The 25,679-nt window shown below is 63.2% G+C and carries 28 protein-coding genes; 15 read left to right on the forward strand and 13 right to left on the reverse strand.

Features of this window, described 5'->3' with window-relative positions:
* Nucleotides 1-3: 3 nt before the first annotated feature.
* The gene (gene hmgA, locus APH28_RS09235) at nt 4-1,305 is read right to left on the reverse strand and encodes a homogentisate 1,2-dioxygenase (protein WP_060508646.1); all 1,302 of its coding nucleotides are present in this window, start codon (nt 1,303-1,305) and stop codon (nt 4-6) included.
* Nucleotides 1,306-1,471: 166 nt separating this feature from the next.
* On the opposite strand from hmgA, the gene APH28_RS09240 reads away from it, so the two are divergent.
* Nucleotides 1,472-2,254, forward strand: a complete 783-nt coding sequence (locus APH28_RS09240; protein WP_060508648.1) for an IclR family transcriptional regulator — start codon at nt 1,472-1,474, stop codon at nt 2,252-2,254.
* A 295-nt stretch (nt 2,255-2,549) separates the two neighbouring features.
* On the opposite strand, the gene APH28_RS09245 is transcribed toward APH28_RS09240, so the two are convergent.
* The 3 genes from APH28_RS09245 to APH28_RS09255 all read right to left on the reverse strand — a co-directional run bounded on the left by APH28_RS09245 (nt 2,550) and on the right by APH28_RS09255 (nt 4,694).
* Nucleotides 2,550-3,455 carry an alpha/beta fold hydrolase gene (locus APH28_RS09245; RefSeq protein ID WP_060508650.1) on the reverse strand — a complete coding sequence of 302 codons (906 nt, stop codon included), beginning with the start codon at nt 3,453-3,455 and terminating at the stop codon, nt 2,550-2,552.
* Between the two features lie 176 nt (nt 3,456-3,631).
* The gene (locus APH28_RS09250) at nt 3,632-4,318 is read right to left on the reverse strand and encodes an LrgB family protein (protein WP_060508652.1); all 687 of its coding nucleotides are present in this window, start codon (nt 4,316-4,318) and stop codon (nt 3,632-3,634) included.
* Nucleotides 4,308-4,694 carry a CidA/LrgA family protein gene (locus APH28_RS09255; protein WP_060508654.1) on the reverse strand — a complete coding sequence of 129 codons (387 nt, stop codon included), beginning with the start codon at nt 4,692-4,694 and terminating at the stop codon, nt 4,308-4,310. Before APH28_RS09255 ends, APH28_RS09250 begins: the two co-directional genes overlap by 11 nt.
* Nucleotides 4,695-4,790: 96 nt before the next feature.
* Between APH28_RS09255 and APH28_RS09260 the strand changes: the two genes are divergently transcribed.
* Nucleotides 4,791-5,687, forward strand: coding sequence for a LysR family transcriptional regulator (locus tag APH28_RS09260; RefSeq protein ID WP_060508656.1), 897 nt, complete (start codon nt 4,791-4,793; stop codon nt 5,685-5,687).
* Here APH28_RS09260 and APH28_RS09265 read toward each other — a convergent pair.
* Nucleotides 5,669-6,124, reverse strand: a complete 456-nt coding sequence (locus APH28_RS09265) for a flavodoxin (protein WP_060508658.1) — start codon at nt 6,122-6,124, stop codon at nt 5,669-5,671. The genes APH28_RS09260 and APH28_RS09265 overlap by 19 nt on opposite strands.
* Before the next feature lie 106 nt (nt 6,125-6,230).
* Here APH28_RS09265 and APH28_RS09270 point away from each other — a divergent pair, with 106 nt between their 5' ends.
* Nucleotides 6,231-6,659, forward strand: a complete 429-nt coding sequence (locus APH28_RS09270; RefSeq protein ID WP_060508660.1) for a PAS domain S-box protein — start codon at nt 6,231-6,233, stop codon at nt 6,657-6,659.
* 60 nt (nt 6,660-6,719) lie between these two features.
* On the forward strand, nt 6,720-7,340 hold the full coding sequence (locus APH28_RS09275; RefSeq protein WP_060508662.1) for a PilZ domain-containing protein: 621 nt from the start codon (nt 6,720-6,722) through the stop codon (nt 7,338-7,340).
* Here APH28_RS09275 and APH28_RS09280 read toward each other — a convergent pair.
* Complete coding sequence (locus tag APH28_RS09280) at nt 7,325-8,257, reverse strand: MerR family transcriptional regulator (protein WP_060508664.1); 933 nt, start codon at nt 8,255-8,257, stop codon at nt 7,325-7,327. The genes APH28_RS09275 and APH28_RS09280 overlap by 16 nt on opposite strands.
* 219 nt (nt 8,258-8,476) lie before the next feature.
* Here APH28_RS09280 and APH28_RS09285 point away from each other — a divergent pair, with 219 nt between their 5' ends.
* Genes APH28_RS09285 through APH28_RS09300 form a run of 4 tightly spaced genes read left to right on the forward strand, consistent with a single transcriptional unit; the run spans nt 8,477 to nt 10,447 of the window.
* Nucleotides 8,477-9,037: a hypothetical protein gene (locus APH28_RS09285; protein WP_060508666.1), complete on the forward strand. Its 561-nt coding sequence runs from the start codon at nt 8,477-8,479 to the stop codon at nt 9,035-9,037.
* Nucleotides 9,038-9,069: 32 nt separating this feature from the next.
* On the forward strand, nt 9,070-9,807 hold the full coding sequence (gene folM, locus APH28_RS09290; RefSeq protein WP_082432283.1) for a dihydromonapterin reductase: 738 nt from the start codon (nt 9,070-9,072) through the stop codon (nt 9,805-9,807).
* 9 nt (nt 9,808-9,816) lie between these two features.
* Nucleotides 9,817-10,113, forward strand: coding sequence for a DUF1244 domain-containing protein (locus APH28_RS09295; protein WP_060508668.1), 297 nt, complete (start codon nt 9,817-9,819; stop codon nt 10,111-10,113).
* On the forward strand, nt 10,106-10,447 hold the full coding sequence (locus APH28_RS09300) for a HopJ type III effector protein (RefSeq protein ID WP_060508669.1): 342 nt from the start codon (nt 10,106-10,108) through the stop codon (nt 10,445-10,447). Before APH28_RS09295 ends, APH28_RS09300 begins: the two co-directional genes overlap by 8 nt.
* 32 nt (nt 10,448-10,479) lie before the next feature.
* On the opposite strand, the gene APH28_RS09305 is transcribed toward APH28_RS09300, so the two are convergent.
* The 3 genes from APH28_RS09305 to APH28_RS09315 form a co-directional block, all read right to left on the reverse strand.
* The gene (locus APH28_RS09305; RefSeq protein ID WP_060508671.1) at nt 10,480-11,388 is read right to left on the reverse strand and encodes an alpha/beta fold hydrolase; all 909 of its coding nucleotides are present in this window, start codon (nt 11,386-11,388) and stop codon (nt 10,480-10,482) included.
* Nucleotides 11,389-11,467: 79 nt separating this feature from the next.
* The gene (fabV, locus tag APH28_RS09310; RefSeq protein WP_060508673.1) at nt 11,468-12,679 is read right to left on the reverse strand and encodes an enoyl-ACP reductase FabV; all 1,212 of its coding nucleotides are present in this window, start codon (nt 12,677-12,679) and stop codon (nt 11,468-11,470) included.
* Nucleotides 12,680-12,810: 131 nt separating this feature from the next.
* Complete coding sequence (locus APH28_RS09315; RefSeq protein ID WP_060508675.1) at nt 12,811-13,668, reverse strand: LysR substrate-binding domain-containing protein; 858 nt, start codon at nt 13,666-13,668, stop codon at nt 12,811-12,813.
* Nucleotides 13,669-13,803: 135 nt separating this feature from the next.
* On the opposite strand from APH28_RS09315, the gene APH28_RS09320 reads away from it, so the two are divergent.
* The 5 genes from APH28_RS09320 to APH28_RS09340 all read left to right on the forward strand — a co-directional run bounded on the left by APH28_RS09320 (nt 13,804) and on the right by APH28_RS09340 (nt 19,263).
* Nucleotides 13,804-14,844 (forward strand): agmatine/peptidylarginine deiminase, encoded by a 1,041-nt coding sequence (locus APH28_RS09320; protein ID WP_060508677.1) that lies wholly within the window; start codon nt 13,804-13,806, stop codon nt 14,842-14,844.
* Complete coding sequence (gene aguB, locus APH28_RS09325; RefSeq protein ID WP_060508679.1) at nt 14,841-15,737, forward strand: N-carbamoylputrescine amidase; 897 nt, start codon at nt 14,841-14,843, stop codon at nt 15,735-15,737. Before APH28_RS09320 ends, aguB begins: the two co-directional genes overlap by 4 nt.
* A gap of 2 nt (nt 15,738-15,739) precedes the next feature.
* Nucleotides 15,740-16,825, forward strand: coding sequence for an extracellular solute-binding protein (locus tag APH28_RS09330; protein WP_060508681.1), 1,086 nt, complete (start codon nt 15,740-15,742; stop codon nt 16,823-16,825).
* A 3-nt stretch (nt 16,826-16,828) separates the two neighbouring features.
* Complete coding sequence (locus APH28_RS09335) at nt 16,829-17,938, forward strand: agmatine/peptidylarginine deiminase (RefSeq protein WP_060508683.1); 1,110 nt, start codon at nt 16,829-16,831, stop codon at nt 17,936-17,938.
* 146 nt (nt 17,939-18,084) lie between these two features.
* Nucleotides 18,085-19,263: an acetyl-CoA C-acetyltransferase gene (locus APH28_RS09340; RefSeq protein WP_060508685.1), complete on the forward strand. Its 1,179-nt coding sequence runs from the start codon at nt 18,085-18,087 to the stop codon at nt 19,261-19,263.
* Here the strand turns inward: APH28_RS09340 and APH28_RS09345 are convergent, their stop codons facing one another.
* Entirely contained in the window at nt 19,264-20,073 is an 810-nt protein-coding gene (locus APH28_RS09345) for a 5-methyltetrahydropteroyltriglutamate--homocysteine methyltransferase (protein ID WP_060508687.1), read from the reverse strand. It lies immediately after the preceding gene.
* Nucleotides 20,074-20,300: 227 nt separating this feature from the next.
* Between APH28_RS09345 and APH28_RS09350 the strand changes: the two genes are divergently transcribed.
* Nucleotides 20,301-21,788, forward strand: a complete 1,488-nt coding sequence (locus APH28_RS09350) for a methylenetetrahydrofolate reductase C-terminal domain-containing protein (RefSeq protein WP_060508689.1) — start codon at nt 20,301-20,303, stop codon at nt 21,786-21,788.
* Here the strand turns inward: APH28_RS09350 and yjiA are convergent.
* From yjiA to APH28_RS09365, 3 genes are all read right to left on the reverse strand, one after another.
* Nucleotides 21,748-22,725 carry a GTPase gene (yjiA, locus tag APH28_RS09355; RefSeq protein ID WP_060508691.1) on the reverse strand — a complete coding sequence of 326 codons (978 nt, stop codon included), beginning with the start codon at nt 22,723-22,725 and terminating at the stop codon, nt 21,748-21,750. The genes APH28_RS09350 and yjiA overlap by 41 nt on opposite strands.
* Before the next feature lie 78 nt (nt 22,726-22,803).
* Complete coding sequence (locus APH28_RS09360; protein WP_054887128.1) at nt 22,804-23,001, reverse strand: YbdD/YjiX family protein; 198 nt, start codon at nt 22,999-23,001, stop codon at nt 22,804-22,806.
* Between the two features lie 13 nt (nt 23,002-23,014).
* Entirely contained in the window at nt 23,015-25,081 is a 2,067-nt protein-coding gene (locus tag APH28_RS09365; RefSeq protein ID WP_060508693.1) for a carbon starvation CstA family protein, read from the reverse strand.
* A gap of 165 nt (nt 25,082-25,246) precedes the next feature.
* Between APH28_RS09365 and APH28_RS09370 the strand changes: the two genes are divergently transcribed.
* Nucleotides 25,247-25,612 carry a PilZ domain-containing protein gene (locus APH28_RS09370; protein WP_060508695.1) on the forward strand — a complete coding sequence of 122 codons (366 nt, stop codon included), beginning with the start codon at nt 25,247-25,249 and terminating at the stop codon, nt 25,610-25,612.
* Nucleotides 25,613-25,679 lie beyond the last annotated feature (67 nt).

The raw sequence follows: 25,679 nt of genomic DNA on the forward strand, positions 1-25,679 counted from the left end.
GGGTTATCTCCGGTTCGGGTTGAAGGTGCTCGGCAAGGTGGCCCAGCAACTATCGTAGTCGGCCTGCAATTGCGGGCTGTCGAGTGCCTGCAGGCTCGGGCGCAGCACCTGGCTGGTCTCGAACATGAAAGCCATGGTGTTGTCGATCTTGTGCGGTGCGAGCTCGGCGGCGATGGCCTTCTCGCAGGTTTCGGCATCCGGCCCGTGGGCGCTCATTACCCCGTGCAGTGAGGCACCACCTGGCAGGAAGCCTTCGGCCTTGGCATCGTAGGCACCGCTGATCAGGCCCATGAACTCGTTCATCAGGTTGCGGTGGAACCACGGTGGACGGAAGGTGTTCTCGGCCACCATCCAGCGTGGCGGGAAAATGACGAAGTCCATGTTGGCCATGCCGTGCACGCTGGTCGGCGAAGTCAGTACGGTGAAAATTGACGGGTCCGGGTGGTCGAAGCTGACCGTGCCGATGGTGTTGAAGCGACGCAGGTCGTACTTGTAGGGCACGTTGCTGCCGTGCCAGGCGACCACGTCCAGCGGCGAGTGCTGCAGCTCGCAGGCCCAATGCTCACCGAGAAACTTCTGTACCAGCTGCACCGGGCCTTCGACTTCTTCGTAGTGCGCCACCGGGGTGAGGAAATCACGCGGGTTGGCCAGGCCATTGCTGCCGATTGGCCCGAGGTCCGGCAGGCGCAGCGGCGCGCCATGGTTCTCGGCGATGTAGCCGCGGGCCTGGCCATCGAGCAGCTCGACGCGAAACTTCATGCCACGCGGGATAACGGCGATTTCCATCGGCTCGACGTCCATCACACCCAGTTCGCTGGCGATGCGCAGGCGGCCTTGCTCCGGCACCAGCAACAACTCGCCATCAGCGTTGAAAAATACCCGCTCCATGGAGCGATTGGCGCGGTAGATGTAGATGCTGACCCCGGCCGGTTTTTCAGCGGCCGAATTGGCCACCATCGGCAACCAGCCTTCGATGAAGTCGGTCGGCTCACTGGGAATTGGCTGCGGGCTCCAGCGCAAGCGGTTGGGCGTGACCGCGCCCGACGGGCCGCTCAATGGCTGACGCTGCAGGCGCTCGAAGCGCGGGTGCAGGGCCGATGGCCGGATGCGATACAACCAGGTGCGGCGCAGTTCGCTGCGGGCCATGGTGAACGCGGTGCCCGACAGCAGCTCGGCATAGAGGCCATAGGGAGCCTTCTGTGGCGAGTTCTGCCCAACCGGCAGGGCGCCGGGCAATGCTTCGCTGGCGAATTCGTTGCCGAAGCCGCTCAGGTATTGAAGATCGGGGGACGTGTCGCGGTTCATCGAAGCCTCCGGGCTCTTGCCGAGCCGATGCGGGCAGCTGGCTGCTTGCGCGGCAGCGGGTCTGCATTGTTTTTATCGTAATCAGATTACGAATAACGTAATTTGCTCAGGGCAAGGCGTCAAGCTATAAAGGCCCGACTCGAACAATCCGGAACCACGAAAACCCATGGCCAAAGCCAGCTCTCCCGCCGACAACGGCAAGCAGAAAGTCCGTTCGGCGGAAGTCGGCACCGATATCCTCAAGGCCCTCGCCGAACTCTCCCCTTCCACCTCGCTTTCACGCTTGGCCGAGCATGTACAGATGCCGGCGAGCAAGGTGCATCGCTACCTGCAGGCCCTGATCGCCAGCGGCTTTGCCGAACAGGACGCCGCCACCAACCACTATGGGCTGGGGCGCGAGGCATTGCGTGTAGGTCTGGCAGCGCTGGGCAGCATCGATGTGCTGAAAGTGGCGGCGCTGCCGCTGTCGCAGTTGCGCGATGAGCTCAACGAGAGTTGCTTCCTCGCCGTCTGGGGCAACCAAGGCGCCACGGTGGTCAGCATCGAGCCCGCCGTGCGGGCGGTCACGGTGGTGACCCAGATCGGCTCGGTACTGCCGCTGCTGAGCTCCTCCACCGGTTTAGTGTTCGCCGCCCACCTGCCCGAGCGTGAGACCGTGGAGCTGCGTGACCGTGAGTTGGCCGTGCTGCAGCAGAGCGCCAGCGATTACCAAGGCTTGCTGGCAGGGATCCGCAAACAGGGCTTGCACCATGTGCATGGCCTGTTGATGCCGGGTGTGGATGCGCTGTCTGCGCCAGTGTTCAACGCCATGGGGCAGATTGCTGCGGTGATGACCGTGGTCGGCCCGACCTCGATCTTCCACGCCGATGAACACGGCCCCGCAGCCCAGCGCCTGCTGAAGGCAGTACAGGACACCAGCTGGCGCATGGGCTACTCGCCGGAGGCCTGAAACGTCGGCAGGAGACTGTTGCCCGAAACGTAAAGGTGAATGTCACAAGCGGCTATTTTTCCCACCGGATCAACCGCTTATTCTTACCTCACTGGCCGGCATGAAGGGCTCTACCCCCCGCCTTTCAGGCCCGCGAGGTTCACCGACGTTGATTTTGAAGCTCCTTGATCTAACGTCTCGATTGGCCGCTGCGTTTGCAGCGGCCTTTTTTATGGGCGTGCGCAAATGCATGGGTAGCAAGGGCATGCCTTGAGAGGTATAACGCCTGCGATAACCCCAGGCGATGAGCGCGGTTTCAGGACCAGGCAACGCTCTGCGGCAGGTAGCTCAGGAGCTGTTCACGAAAGGCCAGATAGTGGCGCAGCACCTGTACCGGCGCTTCCGTGTGCGGGTAGTGGCCGATGCCCTGCAACTGCACGGTGTCTGGATTGGGCACCAGCTGCCGATAGCGCTCGACCATGAGCGCACCGGACAAAGGGTCTGCGATACCGTTTATGAACCGAAGCGGCACACCATCGCGCTGCAGTGCCCCGACCCAACGTTCGCGGTACTGCCTGCGCTCAGGCTGGTAGCCCACCAGCTTGTGCAGGATGCGCGTACCCTGGTTGGCAGCGATCAGGCTCCAGCAATCGTCCAGCGCGCTTTCACTGGGATGGGTGCACGGGCCGTAGATACGCGTCACGTTGCGCACCAGGTCGTCGCGACCAAACGAACGCCCCACCAGCCAGCCCAGGCGGCTGAGCAATAGCTTCTGGATCAGTGGTATCCGGCAGCTCTCCGCGAACAGCCCACTGTTGAGAAACACGCAGCTGGCGATGTCGGCGCGCTGTTCGTGATGTCGCGACAGCAATTCCTGAGACACGCTACCGCCGTAGTCGTGTGCCAGCAGGTGCACTGGCTGTTCAACCTTCAGGTGCGCCAGCAGCGCCTGTTGCAGGTCCGCTTGCTCGATCAGGCTGTAGCAGTGGTTGAGCGGCTTGGCGGAATCGCCGAAGCCGAGCATGTCGCAGGCAATCACCCGGAAGCGTTGGGCCAGCGGAGCCCAGAGGTAATGCCAGTCCCAACTCGCGGTGGGAAATCCATGCAGCAGAAGCAGGGGCTCTCCTTGCCCTGCGGTCCAGTAGCGGATGCTCTGGCCCCGGAATGAAAAACTTTGCCCCCGGGTACGCCAGACGCGCAATGGAATCTCGGCCATAGGCATCAGAGTCGTCCCGGTGGAGGGATGTTGACGGAATAGGGCAAGGCTGCGGTCATTGCATGTCACCTCGGCACTTTCATGTGCTCTCTATGTCGAGGTGGAGTCTAATCAGCAGCCCGTCATGTGAAAATTGCGTTACCAGCCAGCTTGATGACCGAGCGAGTCAGTGGCACGCAAGGTCACAGAACCATCGCCAGCAACGGCGCGGCGAACAGGTTGAGCAGGCCGGTGAGGACCATGACCAGGCCGGCCACCGAGCCCTCTTCATGGCCCACTTCCTGGGCCCGGCTGACCCCAGCACCATGCGCGCCAACACCGAACAGTGCGCCCCGCGCCAGCGGTGTACGCAGCGGCAACCAGCGCAGCAGCACGCCGCCGAACATGGCCCCTAGCACCCCGGTGAACATCACGAACACCGCCGTCAGTTCAGGCACTCCACCCAGGTCATGGGCCAGCGGCATGGCAAAGGGTGTGGTGATCGAACGCGGCACCAGCGACAGGCTGATCGCGTCGTCCAGCGCCAGCAGGTGCGCCAGGCTCCAGGAACTGGCGATCGACGCCGCACTGCCCGCCACCATGCCCACCAGCAGCGCCGGCCAATGACGCGCCAGCATCGCTCGCTGCTGCCAGATCGGCACAGCAAAAGCCACGGTCACTGGCCCCAGCACGCCCATCAGCCAATGGGTGTTGCGCGAGTACTCGGCATAGGCCGTGTGCAGCGGCACGGCCACGGCCAGGAGCAGAGCCGGGACCAGAATCAGCGGCGACATCAGGTAGCGCCCGGTGCGCCGATACAGCCAGCGGCTGGCCAGATAAGCCGCCAAGGTCAGTGCCAGCCAGAACAGCGGCATGGGTTCAAGGCTCATGGCGCAACCTCCAGCGGCACACCAGTTCCACGGTCACGGCGGTCACCACCATGACCATCAGGGTACTCACGGCAATGACCAGCAAAATGCGCCAGCCTTCGCTGCGCACCAGGCTGCCGTAATCGAGCAGGCTCATCAGTGCCGGAATGAAAAACAGCAGCATTTCCGCCATCAGCCAGCCAGCGCCCAGTTGCAAGGTAGCCGGCTTGATTACACCGCAGGCGAACAGCAGCAGAAGCAGGCCCAGGCCCATTACCCCACCGGGGATCGGCCAGCCCAGCCAGGCGGCCAGCTGGCCACCGAACAAAAACAGGGCAAGCAGGACCGCCAGCTCGGCGAGTAGGCGCAGGGGCTTTTTCAAGAATGCGGGTTTCATGGGCGGTTCCTCGACAGGCCCTCATTTTAAGATTCGGCTGCCTAGGCCAAAAGCGAATTGTTAGACTTACAGCCATTCCACAATGGAATCGCTAACATGGAATTCAAACAACTACGCAGCTTCATTGAAGTGGTCCATCGCGGCGGCTTTACCCAGGCCGCCCAGACCCTGCACATCAGCCAGTCCGCTGTGAGCAAGCAGGTCGCCCAACTGGAGCAAGATGTGGGCCAGCCACTGCTCGAGCGCCAGGCCTCGCAGCTACATCTGACAGCGGCCGGTCGCATCGTGCTGGAGCGCGGCGAGGCGCTCCTGCGCCAGCGTCAAGACCTGCTCAGTGAGCTGGACGACCTCAGCCAGATGGCGCGCGGTGACTTGCGCCTGGGCCTGCCGATGCTGGGCAGCGATACGTTGTTCGCCGGGTTGTTCGCCGAATACCGCAGGCGGCATCCGAACATCACCATTCAGCTGCTGGAAGGCGGCAGCCGTAGCGTCGAACAGGCGGTGAGAAATGGCGAACTGGAGCTGGGCGGCAGCCTCACCCCAAGCGACCCGGCGTTCGAGTACCAGCCGTTCTGCAATGAACCGCTGGATGCCCTGTTACCGGCCGGGCATGCGCTGGCCGGGCTGAATCAGGTGAGTCTGAAGCAGCTGGCCGATACACCTTTTCTGCTGTATCAGCGCAGCTTCGTGCTCAACGACCGCTTGCTCAAGGCTTGCCAGCAGCAGGGCTTTACGCCGAAAGAAGGTGGACGCAGCGGCCAGGCAGACTTCCTGGTGGCGCTGGTTGCAGCCGGGCAGGGCGTGGTGCTGCTGCCCCGTGTGGTGGCACAAGCGCTGGAACGCCCTGGCGTGGTGCGGCTGGCGCTGAAGGCGCCGACGGACCTGCGCTGGGATATCGCCTTCATCTGGCGGCGTGGGGCTTATCTGTCGCGAGCGGCGCAGGCATGGCTCGCATTGTTGCAGGAGAAATCGCCTCAGGCGTTCAGTGCTTGAGCCAGCTCTGCCAGCCAAGGCTCGGCATCAGCCTCCGGGGTCACTGTTTCACTGGCATCGAGTTTGAGCATCGGCAGCACTTCACGCACACCCAGCTCGGCAAACAGCTCGCGCATCTGCTCGCCACCGCCACAGTAGGTATCGCCATAGCTCGAATCACCCAGGGCGATCACCGCGCCCGGCAGCCCACGCCAGGCCGCTGGCAGGGTGTCGCGAATGCTGCTGTACAGCGGCATCAGGTTATCCGGCAACTCACCCATGCCAGTAGTCGACGTCACCGCGAGCAGCGCTTCGGGGGCAAAACCTTCGAGATCCTGCTGGGTAGCGCGGGCAGCGTGCCAGGCTTCAAAGCCTGCAGCTTTGAGCAACGACGCGGCATGACGGGCAACTTCTTCGGCGGTGCCGTACACCGAGCCGGAAATAATGGCGACTTTCATCAGGAAGAGGATTCCGAAACTGAGTGAAAACGTAGGATACTAGCATTCGGCGCTGGCAAAAGGCCGCCTCTACCAAAGTCCCCTTCATTGCCCACATGGTCCGGACATGATCAACGCGCAGCTGTTGCAATCGATGGTCGACGCATCCAACGACGGGATCGTGGTCGCCGAACAGGAAGGCGACGACACCATCCTGATCTACGTGAATGCCGCCTTTGAACGCCTGACCGGCTACAGCCGTGACGAGATCCTCTATCAGGATTGCCGCTTCCTGCAGGCCGACGATCGCGACCAACTGGGCCGGGCACGCATTCGCAAGGCGTTGGCCGAAGGCCGTCCGTGCCGGGAAGTGCTACGCAACTACCGCAAGGATGGCAGCGCGTTCTGGAACGAACTGTCGATCACCCCGGTGAAGCACGATGCTGATAATCGCACCTATTTCATTGGCATCCAGAAAGACGTCAGCCGCCAGGTGGAACTTGAGCGCGAACTGGCCGAAGTGCACGCTCGTCGGAATACCGACGAACGCGGCTGAACCAAGCGCTTTGAGCACGGTCAATTGCCGTTGAAGAAATCGTCATCACCGAGTTCGATCATGCAAGCAGACGCGCTCCTGACCCAGGACGAACTGGATTTCATCCAGGACATGCAGCATTCCCCACAATTGAACCTGGCCGACCCCATGTCGAGCCTACGGGTCAATGGTGACCGCCGTATCCAGTCTCTGCTCGCCCGCTTGGTGGCCAACGAGCAGGTGACCCTGCAGGCACAGTTCAACAACCAGCAGATCAGCTTCCCGCTGCAACTGGTGGAAGACGAATTCCACGCCGTGCACCTGCAGATCGGCTCTCCGGAAATCTACGAAGACGACGGCCCGATGCTGCGCCCCTGGCGCCTGTCGATGGAGAAGCCCTGCGCACTGCTGGATGCCCAGGGCAAGGCCAGCGGCCTGCTGGTCAGGGACATTTCGTTCAAGGGTGCGTTGCTCGAAGTACGTGACCAAGCCAAGGCCCCGTCACGCTTCGACTTGCATTTCGCCCCGGACGGCATCAGCCCGATCGGCCTGCATGGCCGCCTGCGCCGGCGCATTGGCCCTGACCTGGCCGCCTACGACCTGAGCCGCAGCCCGGCAGGCGAAATTGATCGGCTGCGTGAGTACATCCTCCAAGCCCATCGCCAAGCCCATCCAGAGCTGCACGATCAGGTATCGAGCTGACCGGCCAGGTACTGTCGCAAGCGTCGCCGCATCAACCCAACCTCTGCGCCAAGGCAGGCCACCGGGCTCCCCGCCAGGCCATCCTGGGCACCTTCAGCCGCTTCGCCGGCCAGCAGCAACGGGCACTGAAGGCCTGCCGCCAGGCGCGACAGGCGCTTGCCCAGCCCGCCTCCCGGTGAGTGATTGGCGAACAGCACCAGCGCATCCGGCCTGAGCCGCTCACACACCAAAGGCAACTCATCCAGCACCTGCCCGGGCGTCAGCGTGCGTACGCCAACCTCATCGCTGGCCAACAGCAAGCCGGTCACCAGCAGCTCCAGCTCCAGGCATGGACCGGGCAACGGCGCCAGCAACACGTTGTGGCCACGTGGCAGACGAGAGAGTTGCAAGCGTGCGAACACCCGGCTGCGCAGGAACTGGTCGAGGAACAGCCATTCACTGGCCAGGCCGAACGCCCCCTGCCCTGCTGCAAGGTCATGCCAGACGGGCATGAACACTTCAGCGAACACCTGGTCCTGGGTAAGTGCCGAAAACACCTGGTCGAACAGGCTATCCAAGGCCACGGCATCGAAACGATGCACCGCCTCGCGCACCTGGGCTTGCCAGCGTGCAATGCAATCAGCCAAAACCGCACCTTGAGTGAGCATCTGGCCACGGGCCAGGATGCTGCCGACCTTGCTCACGGCCACGCCGCGCTCAAGCCAACCAAGAATGCGCCGGATGTCGTCGATATCTGATTGGGAATACAGCCGGTGACCGCTGTCGGTGCGCGTGGGCTGGATCAGCCCATAGCGGCGCTCCCAGGCGCGCAAGGTCACGGCGTTGACTCCGGTCAGGCGCGAAACCTCACGGATCGGGAACAAGTCCTGGTGTTGCAGGCCTGCCTCGATATCCGAAATGCGTCCCTGTTTGTTCATCTGCACTGAGTAACCTGTGTGCGGAAGTAGAACGGGCATTGTACTACGACATCATGCGCCCCAAGCCAGCAACCGTTTGCGAACAATTGTGAATGCGACAATGTCATCACGATAATGCTTCGCGCCCGATTCTTGCATACAGATTACCGTTGCCCACCACCCCGGGCCACGCAGACAAGGGGCCGGCTATCCGCCAGCCCCGTCGCCAGGAGATACACGATGTCTACCCCACCCGTCACCCTGATGGTGTCGCGCCGCGCCGCCCATGGCCGCTACCAGGACCTGTTGGCCTGGCTGCACGAAGGCGAACAGCTGGCCACCGACTTCCCCGGCTACCTTGGCTCGGGCATCCTCGCCCCGCCCCGCGACGGCGACGAATTCCAGATCATTTTCCGCTTCAGCGATGAGCCGACGCTGCACGCCTGGGAGCATTCCGCCTCGCGCCGGGCCTGGCTGGTTCGCGGCAACGGCCTGTTCGAGCGCCCCAAAGAGAGGCGCGTCAGCGGTATCGACGACTGGTTTGGCACCAACATGGTGCAAAAACCACCGCGCTGGAAGCAGGCCGTAGCCATCTGGTTAGCGTTCTTCCCGGTCTCGCTGCTATTCAATGCCCTGTTCGGTCATTGGCTCGCGACGCTCGAACTGGTGCCCCGGGTCATGCTCAGCACCCTGGCCCTGACGCCAGTCATGGTCTACCTGTTCATCCCGCTGTCCACCCGCTTGCTGGCCAACTGGCTGCACGCCACACCCTCCCCCTCCCCGGCATTGCGCAGCCGCTGAGGCGAGGTCATACAAGCGGGAACAGTTCGGGTATGCTGGGCGGCAACGACAGGACAGACAAAGTTGACCGCCCGCACATGAACAGCCCTATTCTCGTCACCGGCGCCAGCCAGCGCGTCGGGCTGGCCCTGGCCCTCGAACTGGCTCAGGCCGGCCATACGGTGGTCAGTGCCAGCCGAAGCCTGCAGCCGCAGTGCGCGCACCCGAACATTGTGCAGTTCCAGGCCGACCTCTGCCTCAAGGCCGACCGTGAAGCGTTGATCGACTACCTGCAGCGCAACTACGACGGCTTGCGCGCGATCATCCACAACGCCTCGCTGTGGCTCGACGACGACCTCGACAATCTCGAAACCATGTTCCGCTTGCACGTCGAAGCGCCGTACCACCTCAACTTGGCGCTCGGCGAGCTGCTGAACAAGGTCGAAAAGGCCGACATCATCCACATCTGCGACGAAACCTCCTCGCGCGGCAGCAAAGGCCACATCGGCTACGCCGCGACCAAGGCCGCGCTGCAGAACATGGTGCTGTCGTTCGCCGAAAAATACGCGCCCAAGGTGCACGTCAACGGTATCCTGCCGGGCCTGCTGATCCTCAAGGAAGGCGGTGACGAGGCCTACCGCCAGCAGACCCTGAAAAAGGCCCTGCTGGAATTCGAACCCGGCGCCGGGCCACTGATCGAGACGGTGAAATACCTGCTCGCCAGCCAGTACAGCACCGGCAGCCAGGTGGTCATCAACGGTGGCCGCCACCTGAAGAACCGCATGATCTGAGAGACTGCCATGACTGAGCAACAACAGCTCGAACTTGAAGCCGCCGCGTTCCGGCGCCTGGTCGACCACCTGCAGAAACGCACCGACGTGCAGAACATCGACCTGATGAACCTCTCCGGCTTCTGCCGCAACTGCCTGTCCAAGTGGTACAAGGCCGCCGCCGACGAGCGTCAGGTCGACATCAGCCTGGATGACGCCCGCGAAGCGGTGTACGGCATGCCCTACGCCGAGTGGAAAGCCCAATACCAGAAAGAAGCCAGCGCCGAGCAGCAAGCGGCGTTTGAACAAGGAAAACCTCGTGACTGATCTGAACACCCTGCGCAGCAGCCTGGCCAGCGGCCAACACGTCTTCGCCGACACCCTGGCATTCATCGCCGGCAACTACAGCTACCAGCCCCAGGCCTTCAACAACGGTGGCGTGGAAAATGCCGCCGGGCAGAACGAAGGTTCGTGCAAGACCCTAGGCCTGGCCCTGCTGGAAGGCCTGAGCGATCAGGAAGCGTTGCTGGCATTTGGTGAGCATTACCGTGATGTGCTGGCCACGCCTGAGGGCAGTGACCATGGTAATATCCGTGCGCTGATCAAGCATGGGCTGGCGGGTGTGAAGTTTGCCGAGCTGCCTCTTTCGCGCAACGCTTGAGAATGCCGGGGCTGCAGTGCGGCCCCCGCATTTCAACGGATAGTCGTCCCGGGCACACCCTCCCCCAGCCCGCCTTCCTGCAACCACTGCAACGCAATCGGCCACAGGCTTTGGCGAAACCGGTCATGGAAAAATGCGAAATGGCCAATCTCTTCGACCGAGATATCCACAGGCGCAATGCGCAAATGCCGCCGCTGCGCCGCTGGCAGATACCCCAGTAACCGTTCGGTCGCCGCCACCGTGCCAAATGGATCGTCCGCCAGGCTGATGGCCAAGATCGCGGCCTGCACCTGGGCAAAAGGTAAAGTCGCCAGGCCGCGTCCACTCGGTCGCTGTTCATAACGCGGCGTGCGCGTAGTCCAGTCATGCACCACGCCGGCAGGCGTATCTTCCAGCCAGCCCAGGCGTTTGCCCGGGAAGTAACCAAAGGCACGGGTCAGCAACGGCATCACCACATGCCATTTGCCAAACAGCCGCCAGCGCTGGTCCGCTGCATAGTCACGCCAATAGGCGAATTGCGCGCCGACCATCACCACCCGCCTTAGCTTCCCGGCCGACGGCGCCAGGCCCACGGCGCAACCACCGAAGCTGTGGCCCACCACATCCACCGGCTGACCGGGGAAATGCTCGGCGGCGTGCGCCAGCATGGCTTCGAAATCCAGCCTTCCCCAATCGCTCCACGAAGCCTCGAAGCCGCGCAGCGAATGCGGGCGTGATTCACCGATACCACGATAGTCGTAGGTCAGCACATCGCAGCCGTGGGCGAACAGGTAGTCGGCAAAGCGTGAGTAATAGCGGCAGCGTACCGAGGTGGCCGCATTGATGATCACCAGCGGTCGCTGGGAATCTGACTGGGCGTGGCGCCAGCAGAATCCGCCGAGGCTGTAGCCGTCGGCCGTGGCCTGGCGAAAGGCGGTGGCAGGTTGGGTGAGGCTGCTCATGGCGCACTTCCTGTTGTTGTGCGCCAAAACTAGCAAAAAAAATGGGGGCCTGTATCGGCCCCCATCTTTTTGCCTCGACTTACAGCTCGATGCAGTCGAACTTCACATCGGTCGCCACGTCTTCATCGTAGTTGACGTCAGCGCGCTCGAAGCCGAACAGGTTGAGGAACTGCTTCTTGTAACCGGCATAGTCGGTCAGCTCGAACAGGTTCTCGGTGGTGACCTGCGGCCACATGGCCTTGCACGCGTCCTGCACGTCGTCGCGCAGTTCCCAGTCGTCCAGGCGCAGGCGGGCCTTTTCGTCCACTTCAGCCGGAGCGCCATCGGCACGGTACAGGCGATCACGGAACATGCGGTCCAGCTGGTCCTGGGTGCCTTCGTGCACACCCTTTTCCTGCATGATCTTGAAGACCATCGACAGGTACAGCGGCATCACCGGGATGGCCGAGCTGGCCTGGGTGACCACCGATTTGAGCACCGCCACGTTGGCGCCGCCTTTCACTTCACCGGCCAGCTTCTTGTCCAGGCGCAGTGCGGTTTCGTCCAGATCCTGTTTGGCCTGGCCCAGGGCACCGTGCCAGTAGATCGGCCAGGTGATTTCGGTGCCGATGTAGCTGAAGGCCACGGTACGTGCGCCTTCGGCCAGCACGTCGGCGCCAGCCAGGGCGTCGATCCACAGCTGCCAGTCCTGGCCACCCATGACGGTGACGGTGTCGGCGATTTCCTGCTCGGTGGCCGGCTCGATGCTGGCCTCGATGATGGTGTCCTTGTTGGTGTCGATGGCAGTCGACTTGTACGGCTGGCCGATCGGCTTGAGTGCGGAACGGATCAGTTCACCGGTCTGCGGCAGCTTACGCACGGGCGAGGCCAGCGAGTAGATGACCAGGTCGACCTTGCCGCCCATTTCGTTCTTGATCAGTTCGATGACCTTGGCCCGGGCTTCGTCGGAGAAGGCGTCACCATTGATCGACTTGCTGTACAGGCCCTCGGCCTTGGCGAACTTGTCGAAGGCGGCAGCGTTGTACCAGCCGGCGGTACCGGGCTTGGTCTCGGTACCTGGCTTTTCGAAGAACACGCCCAAGGTGTCGGCCTTGAAGCCGAAGGCCGCGGTGATGCGGGCTGCCAGGCCGTAGCCGCTGGAAGCACCGATAACCAGGACCTTCTTCGGGCCATCCTCGCGCACGCCCAGCTTGCGGGTGGCTTCGATCTGGTCACGGACGTTGAGCTCGCAGCCCTTCGGGTGAGTCGTGGTGCAGATGAAACCGCGAACCTTAGGATGAATGATGGCCAATGTCTGTACCTCGTCAGGTTTATGCCGGGGGAAGCGCCACAGGGGGCGATCCCGATTGATCAGAGGGTGAGACTACCCCCGCAGGTTATCCGACACATATTACGGGGTGTTTGAGGGGATTCAAACGCCGGTCATGCCTGCAATTCACCCCGTAGCCAGTCCAGAAACTGCCGGGCCAGCGGATCATCCTGGCTGTCCCGGTGCACCAGGCAGGCCCAGGCTGGCCCCCGCACCCGCTGTGCAGACAGAGCCTGCAGGCGCCCTTCGCTCACGGCCCGCTGCGCCAGCAACTGGCTGACCAGGGCAACACCCAGCCCTTCGCTTGCGGCATCCAGCAGCAACCCTGGGTCGGAAAAATTCAGCCCCTGGCCCTGCTGCCCCACATTCTCGCCACCTTCCAGCTGCCAATGGCTCCAGTCCATTTCGCGCTCGCCATGCAAAGTGGTGCGCTGTTGTGCTGGGGATTGCAGCAACGCGGGGTGGCAGGCGGGATACAGCGTGTCCTGATGGAGCACGGCAAAGCTGCACTCGGCTTGGGCGCTGAGGTCGTCACGAATGGCCAGGTCGATGGTTTCGCTGGCCATGTCCGGCACTTCGAAACTGGTGAACAGCCAAAGGTCGACCTGCGGGCAGCGCTGATGGAAATCAGCCAGGCGCGGCAGCAGCCAGTGCCGGGCAAAGGCCGGGCTGGTATTGACCACCAGTTGATTCGGCTTGCGGTACTGCTCCAGGCGGCGGATACCGACGGCCAGGTGCTGCAGCATGGACTGGGTGGTGCTGAGCAGATCATGCCCGGCATCGGTCAGGCTGACGCTGCGGCCACTGCGGTGGAACAGCGGCTGTTCCAGGTAGTTTTCCAGGCTGCGGATCTGCTGGCTGATCGCCGACTGGGTGAGGTTCAGGGCCTCGGCGGCCTTATGGAAGCTGCCAAGCCGGGCGGCGGCTTCGAAGCCCCTGAGAGCATTGAGCGGTGGCCAGTGTTTAAGCATGATCGATAAGCTCCGCTAATCAGATATCGGCTAAATCTATCGTTTGTCGTCGCCACTTCATAGCCATAGCATGGACACCAACACCCGCGACGGCGGGCTTCGTTGATAAAAATCCTTAATAGATCGGAGTTCACTATGCACCTTTCCCTCGACAGCGGCTGGCGCATGCCTGCCGAATGGGCCCGCCACGCGGCGACCTGGATGGTCTGGCCACACAACCAGGCACTGTGGGAAAGCGGCTGGCGCGTCAGCCTGGCCGATGTGCAGCGCGACTACGCTCGAGTAGCAGCCGCCATCGCCCGTTTCGAGCCGGTAAAAATGGTCGTTGACCCTTCTGCCCTGCAGAGCGCCCGAGCCCTGTGCGGCGCGAACATCGAACTGATCGAGCTGGCCGTGGACGACAGCTGGTGCCGTGACAGCGGCCCAAGCTTCGTCTGCCACCCACAGCACGGCCTGGCCGGCTTGAGCTGGCGCTTCAATGCCTGGGGCGGCAAATCGCAACACAGCCTGGACCGCAGCCTCGGCCGCCGCATCCTCGACCAGCTGGGCCTGGACGGCTTCAGCACGTCCTTGTGCAACGAAGGTGGCGCGATTCATGTCGATGGCGAAGGCACGCTGATTACCACCGAATCGGTGCTGCTCAACCCCAACCGCAACCCCGGTATCGACAAGGCCGAATTCGAGGCCTGCTTCGCCCGCTACCTGGGCATCAGCAAGACCATCTGGCTGCCCGGCGACCCGCAGTACATCACGGGCGACATGACCGACGGCCATGTCGATGGCGTATGCGCCTTCGCCCGCCCAGGTGTGCTGCTGGTCGATGCGACCCACAATCACGGCTCGGTTTACGCCGAAGTGGTGAAGGAAAACCGCCGCGCCCTGGAGCTCGCCACCGATGCCCAAGGCCGCCACTTCGAACTGCTCGACCTCTATGAAGCCAGCGCCGCAGTCGATCAGGACGCGGAAGTGTTCTGCGCCTCCTACACCAACTTCTACATCGCCAACGGCGCGATCATCATGCCGGCCTACGGCATCGCCGCCGACCAGGACGCCGCCGATCAGCTCGCCCACGCCTTCCCAGGCCGCGAAATCGTGCCAGTGCGCATCGATGCCATCGCCCACGGCGGCGGCGGTATCCACTGCATCACCCAGCAACAACCTGAGGTGCAGCCATGAGCCTGCTGCGTATCGCCACCACCCAGATGCCTTGCAGCTGGAACCTGCCCGACAACCTCGACCGCGCCGAGCAACTGGTACGTCAGGCTGCCGCCGAGGGTGCGCGGGTGATCCTTCTGCAAGAGCTGTTCGCCACCCCCTATTTCTGCATTGAGCAGGACCACAAGCACCAGACGCTGGCCGAACCCTACCCGAGCAGCCCGATCCTCCAGCGTTTCGCCACCCTGGCCGGCGAGCTTGGCGTGGTGTTGCCGCTGAGCTGGTATGAACGGGCCGGCAATGCCTTCTTCAACTCACTGACCGTGGCCGATGCCGATGGCCAACTGCTTGGGGTGTACCGCAAAACCCACATCCCCAACGCCATCGGCTACCAGGAGAAAGAGTACTTCAGCCCCGGCGACACCGGTTTCAAGGTCTGGGACACCGCCGTCGGCCGCCTGGGCATCGGTATCTGCTGGGACCAGTGGTTCCCTGAAACCGCCCGCTGCCTGGCACTGATGGGCGCCGAGGTGCTGCTGTTCCCCACCGCCATCGGCTCCGAGCCCGGCTGCACCGAGCTGGACTCGCGCGACCATTGGCAGGTCGCCATGCGCGGTCATGCCGCCGCTAACCTGCTGCCCGTGGTGGCCGCCAACCGCGTCGGTGTGGAAGTGGCAGACAGCGACCAATCACTGAGCATGCGTTTCTACGGCTCGTCGTTCATCTGCGACCACAAGGGCGCCATGCTCGCCGAAGCCGACCGCGACGGCAGCGGCATCTGGCTGTACGACCTGGACTTGGCACGCATGCGTGAAGACCGCCTGAGCTGGGGCATCTACCGCGACCGCCGCCCAGAGATGTACGCCCCGCTGCTGACCCTGGACGGCAAGCACCCACACCACCTGAGGGCCTGAGCATGAAGCGTCACATGTTTGCCGCACTGGCCCTGGCCCTCTGCGCCAGCCAGGTCCAGGCCGACCAGCCGACCCTGCGTTTGTACAACTGGGCCGACTACTTCGCCGAGGACACACTCAAGCAGTTCACCGCAGAAACCGGTATCCAGGTGATCTACGACGTGATGGACGGCAGCGAGGTACTCGAAGCCAAGCTGATGTCCGGGCGCAGCGGCTATGACCTGGTGTTCCCCGGCGACACCGTGGCTGAACGGCTGATGCGTGCCGGCAGCCTGCAGCCACTCGACCACAGCCGCCTGGAAGCACTTGACGATATCGAACCTGGCCTGCGCAAGCTGCACGCCCAGTACCCCAAAGCCAGCCAGGCAACCGTGCCCTACACCTGGGGCACCATCGGCCTGACCGCGAATGCCGAGAAAGTCCGCCAGCGCATGCCCGATGCGCCACTGGACAACCTTGACCTATTGTTCAAGCCGGAGATGGCGGCCAAGTTCGCCGACTGCGGCATCTCGGTCATCGACTCGCCTGACGAAGTGCTGGCCGTGGTGCTCAATTACCTGGGCCGCGAACCGCGCAGCGCCAAGCGTGAAGATCTGGCCGCCGCCAGCGAACTGCTCAAGGCAGTGCGCCCGTACATCCGCAAGTTCCAGTCGCAACCGGTGACCGAACTGGTCAACGAGAACCTGTGCCTGTCGCTGGGCTACAGCGGCGACGTGATCCAGGCCCAACGCGCCGCCGAGTCTGCCGGCAAGCACCTTGATTTCCAATACCGCGTACCACGCCAAGGCACCACGGTGTGGATGGACACCATGGCCATCCCGGCCGATGCCCAGCACCCGGAATACGCCTATCGTTTCATCAACTTCGTCATGCGCCCGGCGAACATGGCCGCCATCAGCACCTTCACCGGCTACCCGACGGCCAGCGCCAAGGCGCGCGAAGCGGTAGACCCGCGCATGCGCGACAACCCCGACATCTACCTCGACGAAGCCACCTACGCCCGGCTGATCCCGGGCCGGGACATTCCACAAGCCGACATGCGTGCGCGCATGCGCGTGTGGACCCGCTTCAAGACTGCACAGGACTAAGCCATGCCCAGCCGTAGAACCTTCCTGCAACTGTCACTGGTCACGGGCCTCGGTGCCGGCCTCGGCCTGCCAATGGGCCTGGCCCGTGCCGAAGCGCCTGGGCGCTGGTTCATGCCCGACGAAGGCGAGCCGCAGCAGCGGGCGTTCATCGCCTTTGGTGCCCAGAAGGCGATCTGGGAAACCTTCACCGCCGACGTGCAAGCCGCCCTGGGCCGTATCGCCCAGGCCATCGCCCGCTATCAACCGGTAACCGTGTTCTGCCGCGCCAGTGAACGTGAGCTGGCCGAGCAGTACTGCGGTAACCCGAACACCCGCTTCGTCGAATGCGACCTGGACGACATCTGGATGCGCGACATCGGTGCCAACTTCGTCGTCGACGATGACGGTGCCCTGGCAGCGGTCGACTTCAACTTCAATGGCTGGGGCAACAAGCAACGCCACCAGAACGATGCGCAGCTGGCCAAGCGTGTGGCCACTCTGGCTGGCGCCCGCTACCAGCGCAGCGAGCTGGTGGGTGAAGGCGGTGCCATCGAAGTGGACGGCCACGGCACCGGCATCATGACCGAGAGCAGCTGGATCAATGCCAACCGCAACCCGGGCTGGAGCAAGGCCGACGTCGAGGCCGAACTCAAGGCGCGCCTGGGGTTGAGCAAGGTCATCTGGCTGCCGGGTATCGCCGGGGAAGACATCACCGACGGGCATGTGGATTTCTACGCCCGCTTCGTGCGCCCGGGGGTGGTGATCGCCAACCTGGACAACGACCCGGACGCCTACGACCACGCGGTGACCCGCAAGCACCTGGCGATTCTCAAGCAAGCCACCGATGCCGAAGGCAGGCGTTTGCAGGTACATGTGGTATCGCCACCCATGCGCGGGCGACGCAACAGGTTCAGCCAGGGCAATGACGACTTTGCGGCGGGGTACATCAACTACTTCGTGATCAACGGCGCGATCATCGCCCCGCAATTCGGGGATGCGCAGGCCGATGAAAAGGCCCGGGCACTATTGGCCGTGTTGTATCCGGGGCGGGATGTCGTGCAGCTGGATATCGATGCGATTGCGGCGGGCGGCGGCGGGATTCATTGCGTCACTCACCAGTGCCCCGCGGTTTGATCTGCGTTGCCTGCGGGATCGCTCTTGACCGCCTTGCCGGTGATTGATTGGCTTTTCGCATCAATCGCAAAGAAAAACAAACTTAACAAATCAACCGAACCCGTCGATGCTGGCTGCATTACGCCCATTGCACGGAGAACAACAACATGAACGACGTGGTCATCGTCGCCGCAACCCGTACCGCCATCGGCAGCTTCCAGGGCGCCTTGGCCACTGTGCCTGCCGTCGACCTCGGTGCGGCGGTGATCAAGCAACTGCTGGCACAGACCCAGCTGGACCCGGCGCAGGTCGATGAAGTGATCCTCGGCCAGGTACTCACCGCCGGTGCCGGGCAGAACCCCGCGCGCCAGGCGGCGATCAAGGCCGGCCTGCCCTACAGCGTGCCGGCATTGACCCTGAACAAAGTCTGCGGCTCGGGCCTGAAGGCCCTGCACCTGGCGGCCCAGGCGATCCGTTGCGGTGACGCCGAGGTGGTGATTGCCGGTGGCCAGGAGAACATGAGCCTGGCCCCGTACGTGATGCCTTCGGCACGGACCGGCCAGCGTATGGGCCATGGCCAGCTGATCGACAGCATGATCAGCGACGGCCTGTGGGATGCCTTCAACGACTACCACATGGGCATCACCGCCGAGAACCTGGTGGAAAAGTTCAGCCTCAGCCGTGAGCAGCAAGACGCCTTCGCCGCCGAGTCGCAGCGCAAGGCCGTGGCGGCGATCGAAGCAGGCCGCTTCCACGACGAGATCACCCCGATCGTGATGCCGCAGAAAAAGGGCGAGCCGAAAGTCTTCGATCGTGATGAACAACCACGCCCTGACACCACCGCCGAATCGCTGGCCAAACTGCGCCCGGCCTTCAAGAAGGACGGCAGCGTCACCGCCGGCAACGCCTCCAGCCTCAACGACGGTGCCGCCGCCGTGCTGCTGATGAGCGCCAGCAAGGCCCAGGCCCTGGGGTTGCCGGTGCTGGCGAAGATTGCCGGTTATGCCAGCGCGGGCGTGGACCCGGCGATCATGGGCATCGGCCCGGTGTCAGCCACCCAGCGCTGCCTGGACAAAGCCGGCTGGCAGCTGGCTGACCTTGACCTGATCGAAGCCAACGAAGCCTTTGCCGCGCAGGCACTGGCGGTGGGCAAGGCACTGGAGTGGGACGCCAGCAGGGTCAACGTCAACGGCGGCGCGATTGCCCTGGGGCATCCGATCGGTGCTTCCGGGTGCCGGGTGCTGGTGACCCTGCTGCACGAAATGATCAAGCGTGATGCCAAGAAGGGACTGGCCACTTTGTGCATCGGTGGTGGCCAGGGTGTCGCACTGGCGATCGAGCGTTGATCAGGCAGTAGCGCGCACCTCGCGGTCTGCCTCTTCATTGATGACCCTGGCCAGCAGCGCAACTTCCTGACACTTCTGCACGGCCTGGTCCACCGGGCTGTGCAGCAACGAACAGGCTGTCGCCACCCACAACCGCTCCCCCAGGCGATCGTGCGCATCGCGCAGCAGGTCCAAGGTCCTCTCCTGGTCGCAAGGCGAGGCGTTACCGGCGTCGACCAGGCCGAGCGACAGCACCTTGTAAGCCGGCAACCGGTCAAGGAGGGTCTGGTACTGGTCGGGGGCCTGCACCAGGTCGATGTGCAGGCCATCGACCGGCAGGTTGACGGCCAGGCCGAGGTTACCTTCCAGACCACCGTAATAGGTGGCGATCAGCTTCTTCAGCGGTGCACGCTGAAGAATGTTGTAGACACGTTCGAATGCGTTTTTCCAATCCTGTGGCAGCTCCTGGGCCAGGATCGGCTCGTCGATCTGCACCCACTCCGCCCCCAGGGCAGCCAGGCGGTTCAGGCCTTGGTCATACAGCGGCAGCAGGTGTTCGAGTTCGTCGAGGTCGGCGCTGTCTTGACTGGCCTGCCATAGGTAGGTCAACGGGCCGACCACCACCGGTTTGACTGCATGGCCCAAAGCCTTGGCTTCTGTCACTTCGTCGAACAGTTGCTCCCAGCCTTGGGCAAACGGCTGATCGCACCAGGCGAAATCGCCGACTGGCAGCAGCTCGATGCCGGCGTCTTTCTGCACTTGCCAATGGCGGGCACGCAACTCGCGGTCACTGCCAAAGCGTGGAAAGCCCAGGTTGTGTGCCAGTGCCATGTCTTGTCCCTCAGAGTCGAAAAAGAGTACCGAAATGAATAAGGGAATTTTCCAGTCAGCGCGCGCCTGAGACAAACTCATTAAATTTGAGATGAACTCAAGAAATACTCATGATGCCGACGAACCTGAATGTCTTGTTCAGAGCAGCAGCCTACGTATTCAGACATGAGCCCGACCGACAATCTGCCGCACAATGCCAACCTGAAAACGCCAGGTGCCCTCGAGCCATGAGCCTGCTGAAAGCCGCGCTGCGCGAAAACCACTTCGTCTGCGTCATGGAATTTGTCCCCAAGCCCTCGGCGGAACGCTTCGCCGCAATGGAGGCGATCATGGCCCGCGGGCAATTGTGCGGCTGGCCCATGACCGTCGCCATCGGCGACCGCGTGGGCAGCCCGCTGGACATGTCGCCGCTGGACGCCCTCGGCGCTTTCAGCACCCCGCTCCCTGCCCTGCCGCACTTCTCCGGCAAGGATCGCGAGCGCCACCACCTTTTGGCTCAGCTGCAGCGCATGGATGCCGCCGGCCACGACCAGTTGCTGCTGCTGACCGGCGACCGTTTGCCCGGCCACCAGCCCGGTGAACGCCCGGTGCGCTACCTGGAGTCGGTCGCGGCCTTGCTGATTGCGCGCCAGGCCTGCCCGCACTGGTTGCTCGGTGCGGCACTGAACCCGTTCAAGTACCACGAGGAAGAAGGCGGCGCACAGTACTTCAAGGCCGAGAAAAAGCTCGCCGCCGGCGCCGACTTTCTTACCCTGCAGCTAGGCTTCGACGCCAGCAAACACCAGGAAGCCATCCACTGGATGCAGCGCCAGGCAGCGCCCAAACCGATGCTGGCGTGCCTGATGAGCCTGACCCACGGCCGCGCGACGATGCTCGAGCATGTGGCGGGCGTCACCGTCACCCCCTCGATGCACGCGCTGCTCGAAGCCGAAAGCAAGGTGTCCAAGGCCTTTGCCCAGGCGCGCAGCGTCGATCGCCTGGCCCTGCAGATCATCGGTATAAAACTGATGGGTTACGCGGGCGTGCACCTGTCAGGGATTCACGAACTCAAGCCATTGCTTGCTCTGGAGGAGCGCTTGCAGCACTGGCAAGCGCAGATCCGCACCCTGGAGCATTGGGCGCCAGCCTGGGCCGACAGCTGGCAGATGCCGGGCCTGCCCCTCGTCACGTTCCATCCGCCACAGAGCAACTGGCGCCAGGGCGAATCGACCGTCAGTGCCTCAGGCAAGGAGAAAGCCCGCTACCACCTGCTGCACGCCGCCCATTCTTTGCTGTTCAGCCGCAGCAACTGGCTGAGCAAGGCGTTCGGGTGGGCCGTGCGCCAGCCACTTTGGGCAACAACGGGAGGAGCCCGTGTACTGCACGGACTGGAACGGGCGGTCAAACGTCCGCTGCTTGGCTGCGACACCTGCGGCCGCTGCCGTCTGGAAGACACCCTCTACACCTGCCCGGAAACCTGCCCCAAAGGCCTGGCCAACGGCCCTTGCGGTGGCACGTCGCTAAACCGCTGCGAGTTTGGCGACCGCGAGTGTATCCATAGCGTCAAATACCGCACCGCCAAGGCCGTGCGGCAGACCGCCGTGCTCAGCGAGCGACTGATCCCGTGCATCGAGGTCGAAACACGCCACCGCAGCTCTTGGCCGCAGTGGTTCGAGGCCCAGCCGCCACACCGGCTCAACCCGCAGCCAGCGCCTCGAACCCAGCCCGAATCTTAGCCTCGGGCAAGTCATCGGCAATGAACACCATCACGCTTTCACGGCGCTCGTCTGCCGCCCATTCGGCATCCCAGTCGAAGCCGTAAAGCTTGAGCACGCCCTGGAACACCAGGCGACGGTCCTCGCCGGCAATGTTGAGCACGCCCTTGTAGCGCAGCAATTGCTTGCCGTGCTCCTCCAGCAGCTCGTTCATGAAGTCGCTGAGCCGATCGATGTCCAGCGCGGTGTCGGTGCGCAGTACCAGGGTGGAAATGCGGTCCGGTGTGGCCGGCTTGAGCACCGGGCGCAGGCTCGGCTTGAGGTTGGCGCCCAAGTCCGGATTCAAGTTGAAGCCGCGCACATCGAGCAGCTCGGCCAGGTCGATGTGGCCATGCTCGACCACCCGGATGGCCGCCCGGCCATTGATCCGCGCCAAACGTTCTCGCAGGTCCTCAACCGCAGACGGCTCGACCAGGTCGGTCTTGCTCAGCAGTAGACGATCGGCAAAACCGACCTGTGCCTGGGCGATGGTCTGGGTCAGGTGCACCTCGGCGTGGGCGGCATCGACCAGGGTGATGATGCCGTCGAGGATATAGCGATCGCGCAATTCTTCGTCGACGAAAAAGGTCTGCGCTACGGGTGCCGGGTCGGCCAGGCCGGTGCATTCGATCACCAGGCGGTCGAAGGCGATCTCGCCGGCGTCCAGGCGCTCGAGCAGCAGGTACAGGGCACGGGTCAGGTCGCCGTGGATGCTGCAGCACACACAGCCGTTGGCCAGGGTCATGACCTGTACCGGCTCGTCGCCCAGCAGCTGGCTGTCGATACCGGCCTCGCTGAATTCGTTCTCGATCACGGCGATCTTCAGCCCGTGCTCGGCCTTGAGCATGTGCTTGAGCAGCGTGGTCTTGCCGGCACCGAGAAAGCCGGTGAGGACAGTAACGGGTATAGGCGTCTGCACGCAAAAATCTCCTGAAGCTGAAAATGATTGTGGGAGGCCGGTTGCCCGGCCTCCCACAGGTTCACGCACGTTGCAGGTTCAACAGCACTTGGGCCCGGACTTGCCACCGTATCGTGCTTCCTGACGTTCGCGGAAGAATGCCTCGTACGTCATCACCGGCTTGTCCGGGTGCTTGTTGCGCATGTGCTCGACGTAGTTGTCGTAGTCGGGCATGCCGACCATCAGGCGGGCTGCCTGCCCCAGGTATTTACCCAGTCGACCCAGGTCGTTGAACATCACTGCAGTCCTCTCAAGCGTCAGGCAGGGCCTGGAACGGGGTTTCCTTGTCGGTGCGCTCTTTGCGGCCGAGGGCGGCGTAGCCGACCTTGAGGGCGAAGAACAGCACGCTGAACACCACCAGCAGGAACAGAATGGTCAGGCCGGCGTTGGTGTAGGCGTTGAAGATCACGTGCTGCATCTGGTCGATGTTCTTGGCCGGGGCCAATACCTGGCCAGCGTCGAGCGCAGTGCTGTACTTTTTGGCCAGGGCCAGGAAGCCGACAGCCGGGTTCGGGTCGAACAGCTTGATCAGGCCCGCCGCGGTGGTGCAGATCAGCAGCCAGGCAGCCGGCAGCAGGGTGACCCAGATGTAGCGCTCGCGCTTCATCTTGATCAGTACCACGGTGCCGAGCATCAGGGCGATACCGGCCAGCATCTGGTTGGAGATACCGAACAGCGGCCACAGGGTGTTGATGCCGCCCAGCGGGTCGATCACGCCCTGGTACAGCAGGTAGCCCCACAGTGCCACGCAACCGGCGGTGCCGATCAGGTTGGCCGTCCACGACTCGGTGCGTTTGAGGGCCGGCACGAAGCTGCCCAGCAAGTCTTGCAGCATGAAGCGACCGGCACGGGTACCAGCGTCCACCGCAGTGAGGATGAACAGCGCCTCGAACAGGATCGCGAAGTGGTACCAGAAGGCCATGGTGTTCTCGCCCGGCAGCACCTGGTGCAGGATCTGCGCGATACCCACCGCCAGCGTCGGTGCACCACCGGCACGCGCGAGTACGGTGTGCTCGCCGATGTCGCGGGCCACCGCTTCAAGCTGCTCAGGGGTGATCATGAAGCCCCAGCTGCTGACCGTCTGCGCCACCGACGCTACGTCGGCGCCAACAACGGCGGCTGGGCTGTTCATGGCGAAGTACACGCCCGGCTCGATCACCGAGGCGGCAACCATGGCCATGATGGCAACGAACGACTCCATCAGCATGCCGCCGTAACCGATGTAGCGGGCGTTGGCTTCGTTGTCCAGCAGCTTCGGCGTGGTCCCCGAGGAGATCAGCGCATGGAAGCCGGACACCGCGCCGCAGGCGATGGTGATGAACAGGAATGGGAACAGAGTGCCCTTCCACACCGGACCGGTGCCGTCGGTGAACTGGGTCAGCGCCGGCATTTTCAGCTCGGGCATGGTCACCAGGATGCCGATGGCCAAGGCGATGATGGTACCGATCTTGAGGAAGGTCGACAGGTAGTCACGCGGCGCCAGTACCAGCCATACCGGCAGCACGGCTGCGACGAAGCCGTAACCCACCAGCATCCAGGTGATCTGCACGCCCGTGAAGGTGAACGCCGGGCCCCAGACCGGATCGGCAGCAATCTGGCCCCCCAGCCAGATCGACGCCAGCAGCAGCACCACGCCAACCACCGAGATCTCGCCGATGCGGCCCGGACGGATGTATCGCATGTAGACGCCCATGAACATCGCGATCGGGATGGTCGCCATCACCGTGAACATGCCCCATGGGCTCTCGGCCAGGGCCTTGACCACGATCAGCGCCAGCACCGCGAGGATGATGATCATGATCAGGAAGCAGCCAAACAGAGCGATGGTCCCCGGGATGCGGCCCATCTCCTCGCGCACCATGTCGCCCAGCGAGCGACCGTTACGGCGGGTGGAGAGGAACAGGACCATGAAGTCCTGCACCGCACCGGCCAGCACTACGCCGGCGATCAGCCACAGCGTGCCGGGCAGGTAGCCCATCTGCGCGGCGAGTACCGGGCCGACCAAGGGGCCGGCGCCAGCGATGGCGGCGAAGTGGTGACCGAAAAGGATGTGTTTGTTGGTCGGAACATAGTCCAGACCGTCGTTGTTGAGCACCGCTGGGGTGGCTCGGCGAGGATCGAGTTGCATCACCTTGGTGGCGATGAACAGGCTGTAGTAACGGTAGGCGACCAGGTAGATGGCCACCGCAGCGACCACGATCCACAAGGCATTGATCGCCTCGCCGCGACGCAGGGCAACCACACCCAGCGCGCAGGCTCCTATGACTGCCAGCGCCAGCCACGGAATGTGGCGTAGCAGGCTATTATTGTTGTTCATGGTTTGCTTCCAGCTGGTGGATTGGAAAAGACCGCCCATCGAGTCTAGGGCGAGTCATCGCGCATTGCCACACTTGCTTTGGTCTAGAGCCTCTGCGGCCAGATTGCAGTACCTGATGCACGTATCCCACTAACTATAGTCAGGATGTCACCCGAGGGCCCGCCCATGAGCGATCACGACGAACGCCGCCGCTTCCAGCGTATCGATTTCGATGCCCCCACCGAACTGCGCCAGGGCGACCGCCGCTGGCCGGTAAAACTATTGGATGTTTCGCTCAAGGGCATGCTGGTCGAATGCCCCGCCCCTTGGGACGCTGACCTGACCCAGGACTTCGATGCGGTCATCCACCTGAACCCCGGGGTGCGGGTACAGATGCAGGTGGAATTGCGTCACGAGGAGCCCACCCGCCTAGGCTTCATCTGCCTGTATATCGACGTCGAGTCGATGAGCCATTTGCACCGTCTTGTGGAACTGAACCTGGCTGATGGCACCGAAATGATGCGCGAACTGCGAGAACTCATCGAAGAATAGAATGTGTTAGCTCGCTAACAGCCTTCCCACCTTCTGTTTCTTGTCTACCCAGACAGCTTTCTGCCTG

The organism is Pseudomonas sp. NBRC 111124, assembly GCF_001320245.1.
Classification (GTDB): domain Bacteria; phylum Pseudomonadota; class Gammaproteobacteria; order Pseudomonadales; family Pseudomonadaceae; genus Aquipseudomonas.

Excerpts from the sequence above, each read along its gene's own strand:
- APH28_RS09305 (WP_060508671.1), bottom strand. The coding sequence starts at position 11,388 with ATGAGCAGCCTCACCCAACCTGCCACCGCCTTTCGCCAGGCCACGGCC.
- APH28_RS09335 (WP_060508683.1), top strand. The coding sequence starts at position 16,829 with ATGCCCAGCCGTAGAACCTTCCTGCAACTGTCACTGGTCACGGGCCTC.
- APH28_RS09280 (WP_060508664.1), bottom strand. The coding sequence starts at position 8,257 with ATGAACAAACAGGGACGCATTTCGGATATCGAGGCAGGCCTGCAACAC.
- APH28_RS09275 (WP_060508662.1), top strand. The coding sequence starts at position 6,720 with ATGCAAGCAGACGCGCTCCTGACCCAGGACGAACTGGATTTCATCCAG.
- APH28_RS09245 (WP_060508650.1), bottom strand. The coding sequence starts at position 3,455 with ATGCCTATGGCCGAGATTCCATTGCGCGTCTGGCGTACCCGGGGGCAA.
- APH28_RS09285 (WP_060508666.1), top strand. The coding sequence starts at position 8,477 with ATGTCTACCCCACCCGTCACCCTGATGGTGTCGCGCCGCGCCGCCCAT.
- APH28_RS09260 (WP_060508656.1), top strand. The coding sequence starts at position 4,791 with ATGGAATTCAAACAACTACGCAGCTTCATTGAAGTGGTCCATCGCGGC.
- APH28_RS09370 (WP_060508695.1), top strand. The coding sequence starts at position 25,247 with ATGAGCGATCACGACGAACGCCGCCGCTTCCAGCGTATCGATTTCGAT.
- APH28_RS09320 (WP_060508677.1), top strand. The coding sequence starts at position 13,804 with ATGCACCTTTCCCTCGACAGCGGCTGGCGCATGCCTGCCGAATGGGCC.
- APH28_RS09345 (WP_060508687.1), bottom strand. The coding sequence starts at position 20,073 with ATGGCACTGGCACACAACCTGGGCTTTCCACGCTTTGGCAGTGACCGC.
- APH28_RS09340 (WP_060508685.1), top strand. The coding sequence starts at position 18,085 with ATGAACGACGTGGTCATCGTCGCCGCAACCCGTACCGCCATCGGCAGC.
- hmgA (WP_060508646.1), bottom strand. The coding sequence starts at position 1,305 with ATGAACCGCGACACGTCCCCCGATCTTCAATACCTGAGCGGCTTCGGC.
- APH28_RS09360 (WP_054887128.1), bottom strand. The coding sequence starts at position 23,001 with ATGTTCAACGACCTGGGTCGACTGGGTAAATACCTGGGGCAGGCAGCC.
- APH28_RS09255 (WP_060508654.1), bottom strand. The coding sequence starts at position 4,694 with ATGAAACCCGCATTCTTGAAAAAGCCCCTGCGCCTACTCGCCGAGCTG.
- APH28_RS09295 (WP_060508668.1), top strand. The coding sequence starts at position 9,817 with ATGACTGAGCAACAACAGCTCGAACTTGAAGCCGCCGCGTTCCGGCGC.
- folM (WP_082432283.1), top strand. The coding sequence starts at position 9,070 with ATGCTGGGCGGCAACGACAGGACAGACAAAGTTGACCGCCCGCACATG.
- APH28_RS09250 (WP_060508652.1), bottom strand. The coding sequence starts at position 4,318 with ATGAGCCTTGAACCCATGCCGCTGTTCTGGCTGGCACTGACCTTGGCG.
- aguB (WP_060508679.1), top strand. The coding sequence starts at position 14,841 with ATGAGCCTGCTGCGTATCGCCACCACCCAGATGCCTTGCAGCTGGAAC.
- APH28_RS09315 (WP_060508675.1), bottom strand. The coding sequence starts at position 13,668 with ATGCTTAAACACTGGCCACCGCTCAATGCTCTCAGGGGCTTCGAAGCC.
- APH28_RS09270 (WP_060508660.1), top strand. The coding sequence starts at position 6,231 with ATGATCAACGCGCAGCTGTTGCAATCGATGGTCGACGCATCCAACGAC.
- APH28_RS09240 (WP_060508648.1), top strand. The coding sequence starts at position 1,472 with ATGGCCAAAGCCAGCTCTCCCGCCGACAACGGCAAGCAGAAAGTCCGT.
- APH28_RS09350 (WP_060508689.1), top strand. The coding sequence starts at position 20,301 with ATGAGCCTGCTGAAAGCCGCGCTGCGCGAAAACCACTTCGTCTGCGTC.
- APH28_RS09265 (WP_060508658.1), bottom strand. The coding sequence starts at position 6,124 with ATGAAAGTCGCCATTATTTCCGGCTCGGTGTACGGCACCGCCGAAGAA.
- APH28_RS09365 (WP_060508693.1), bottom strand. The coding sequence starts at position 25,081 with ATGAACAACAATAATAGCCTGCTACGCCACATTCCGTGGCTGGCGCTG.
- APH28_RS09330 (WP_060508681.1), top strand. The coding sequence starts at position 15,740 with ATGAAGCGTCACATGTTTGCCGCACTGGCCCTGGCCCTCTGCGCCAGC.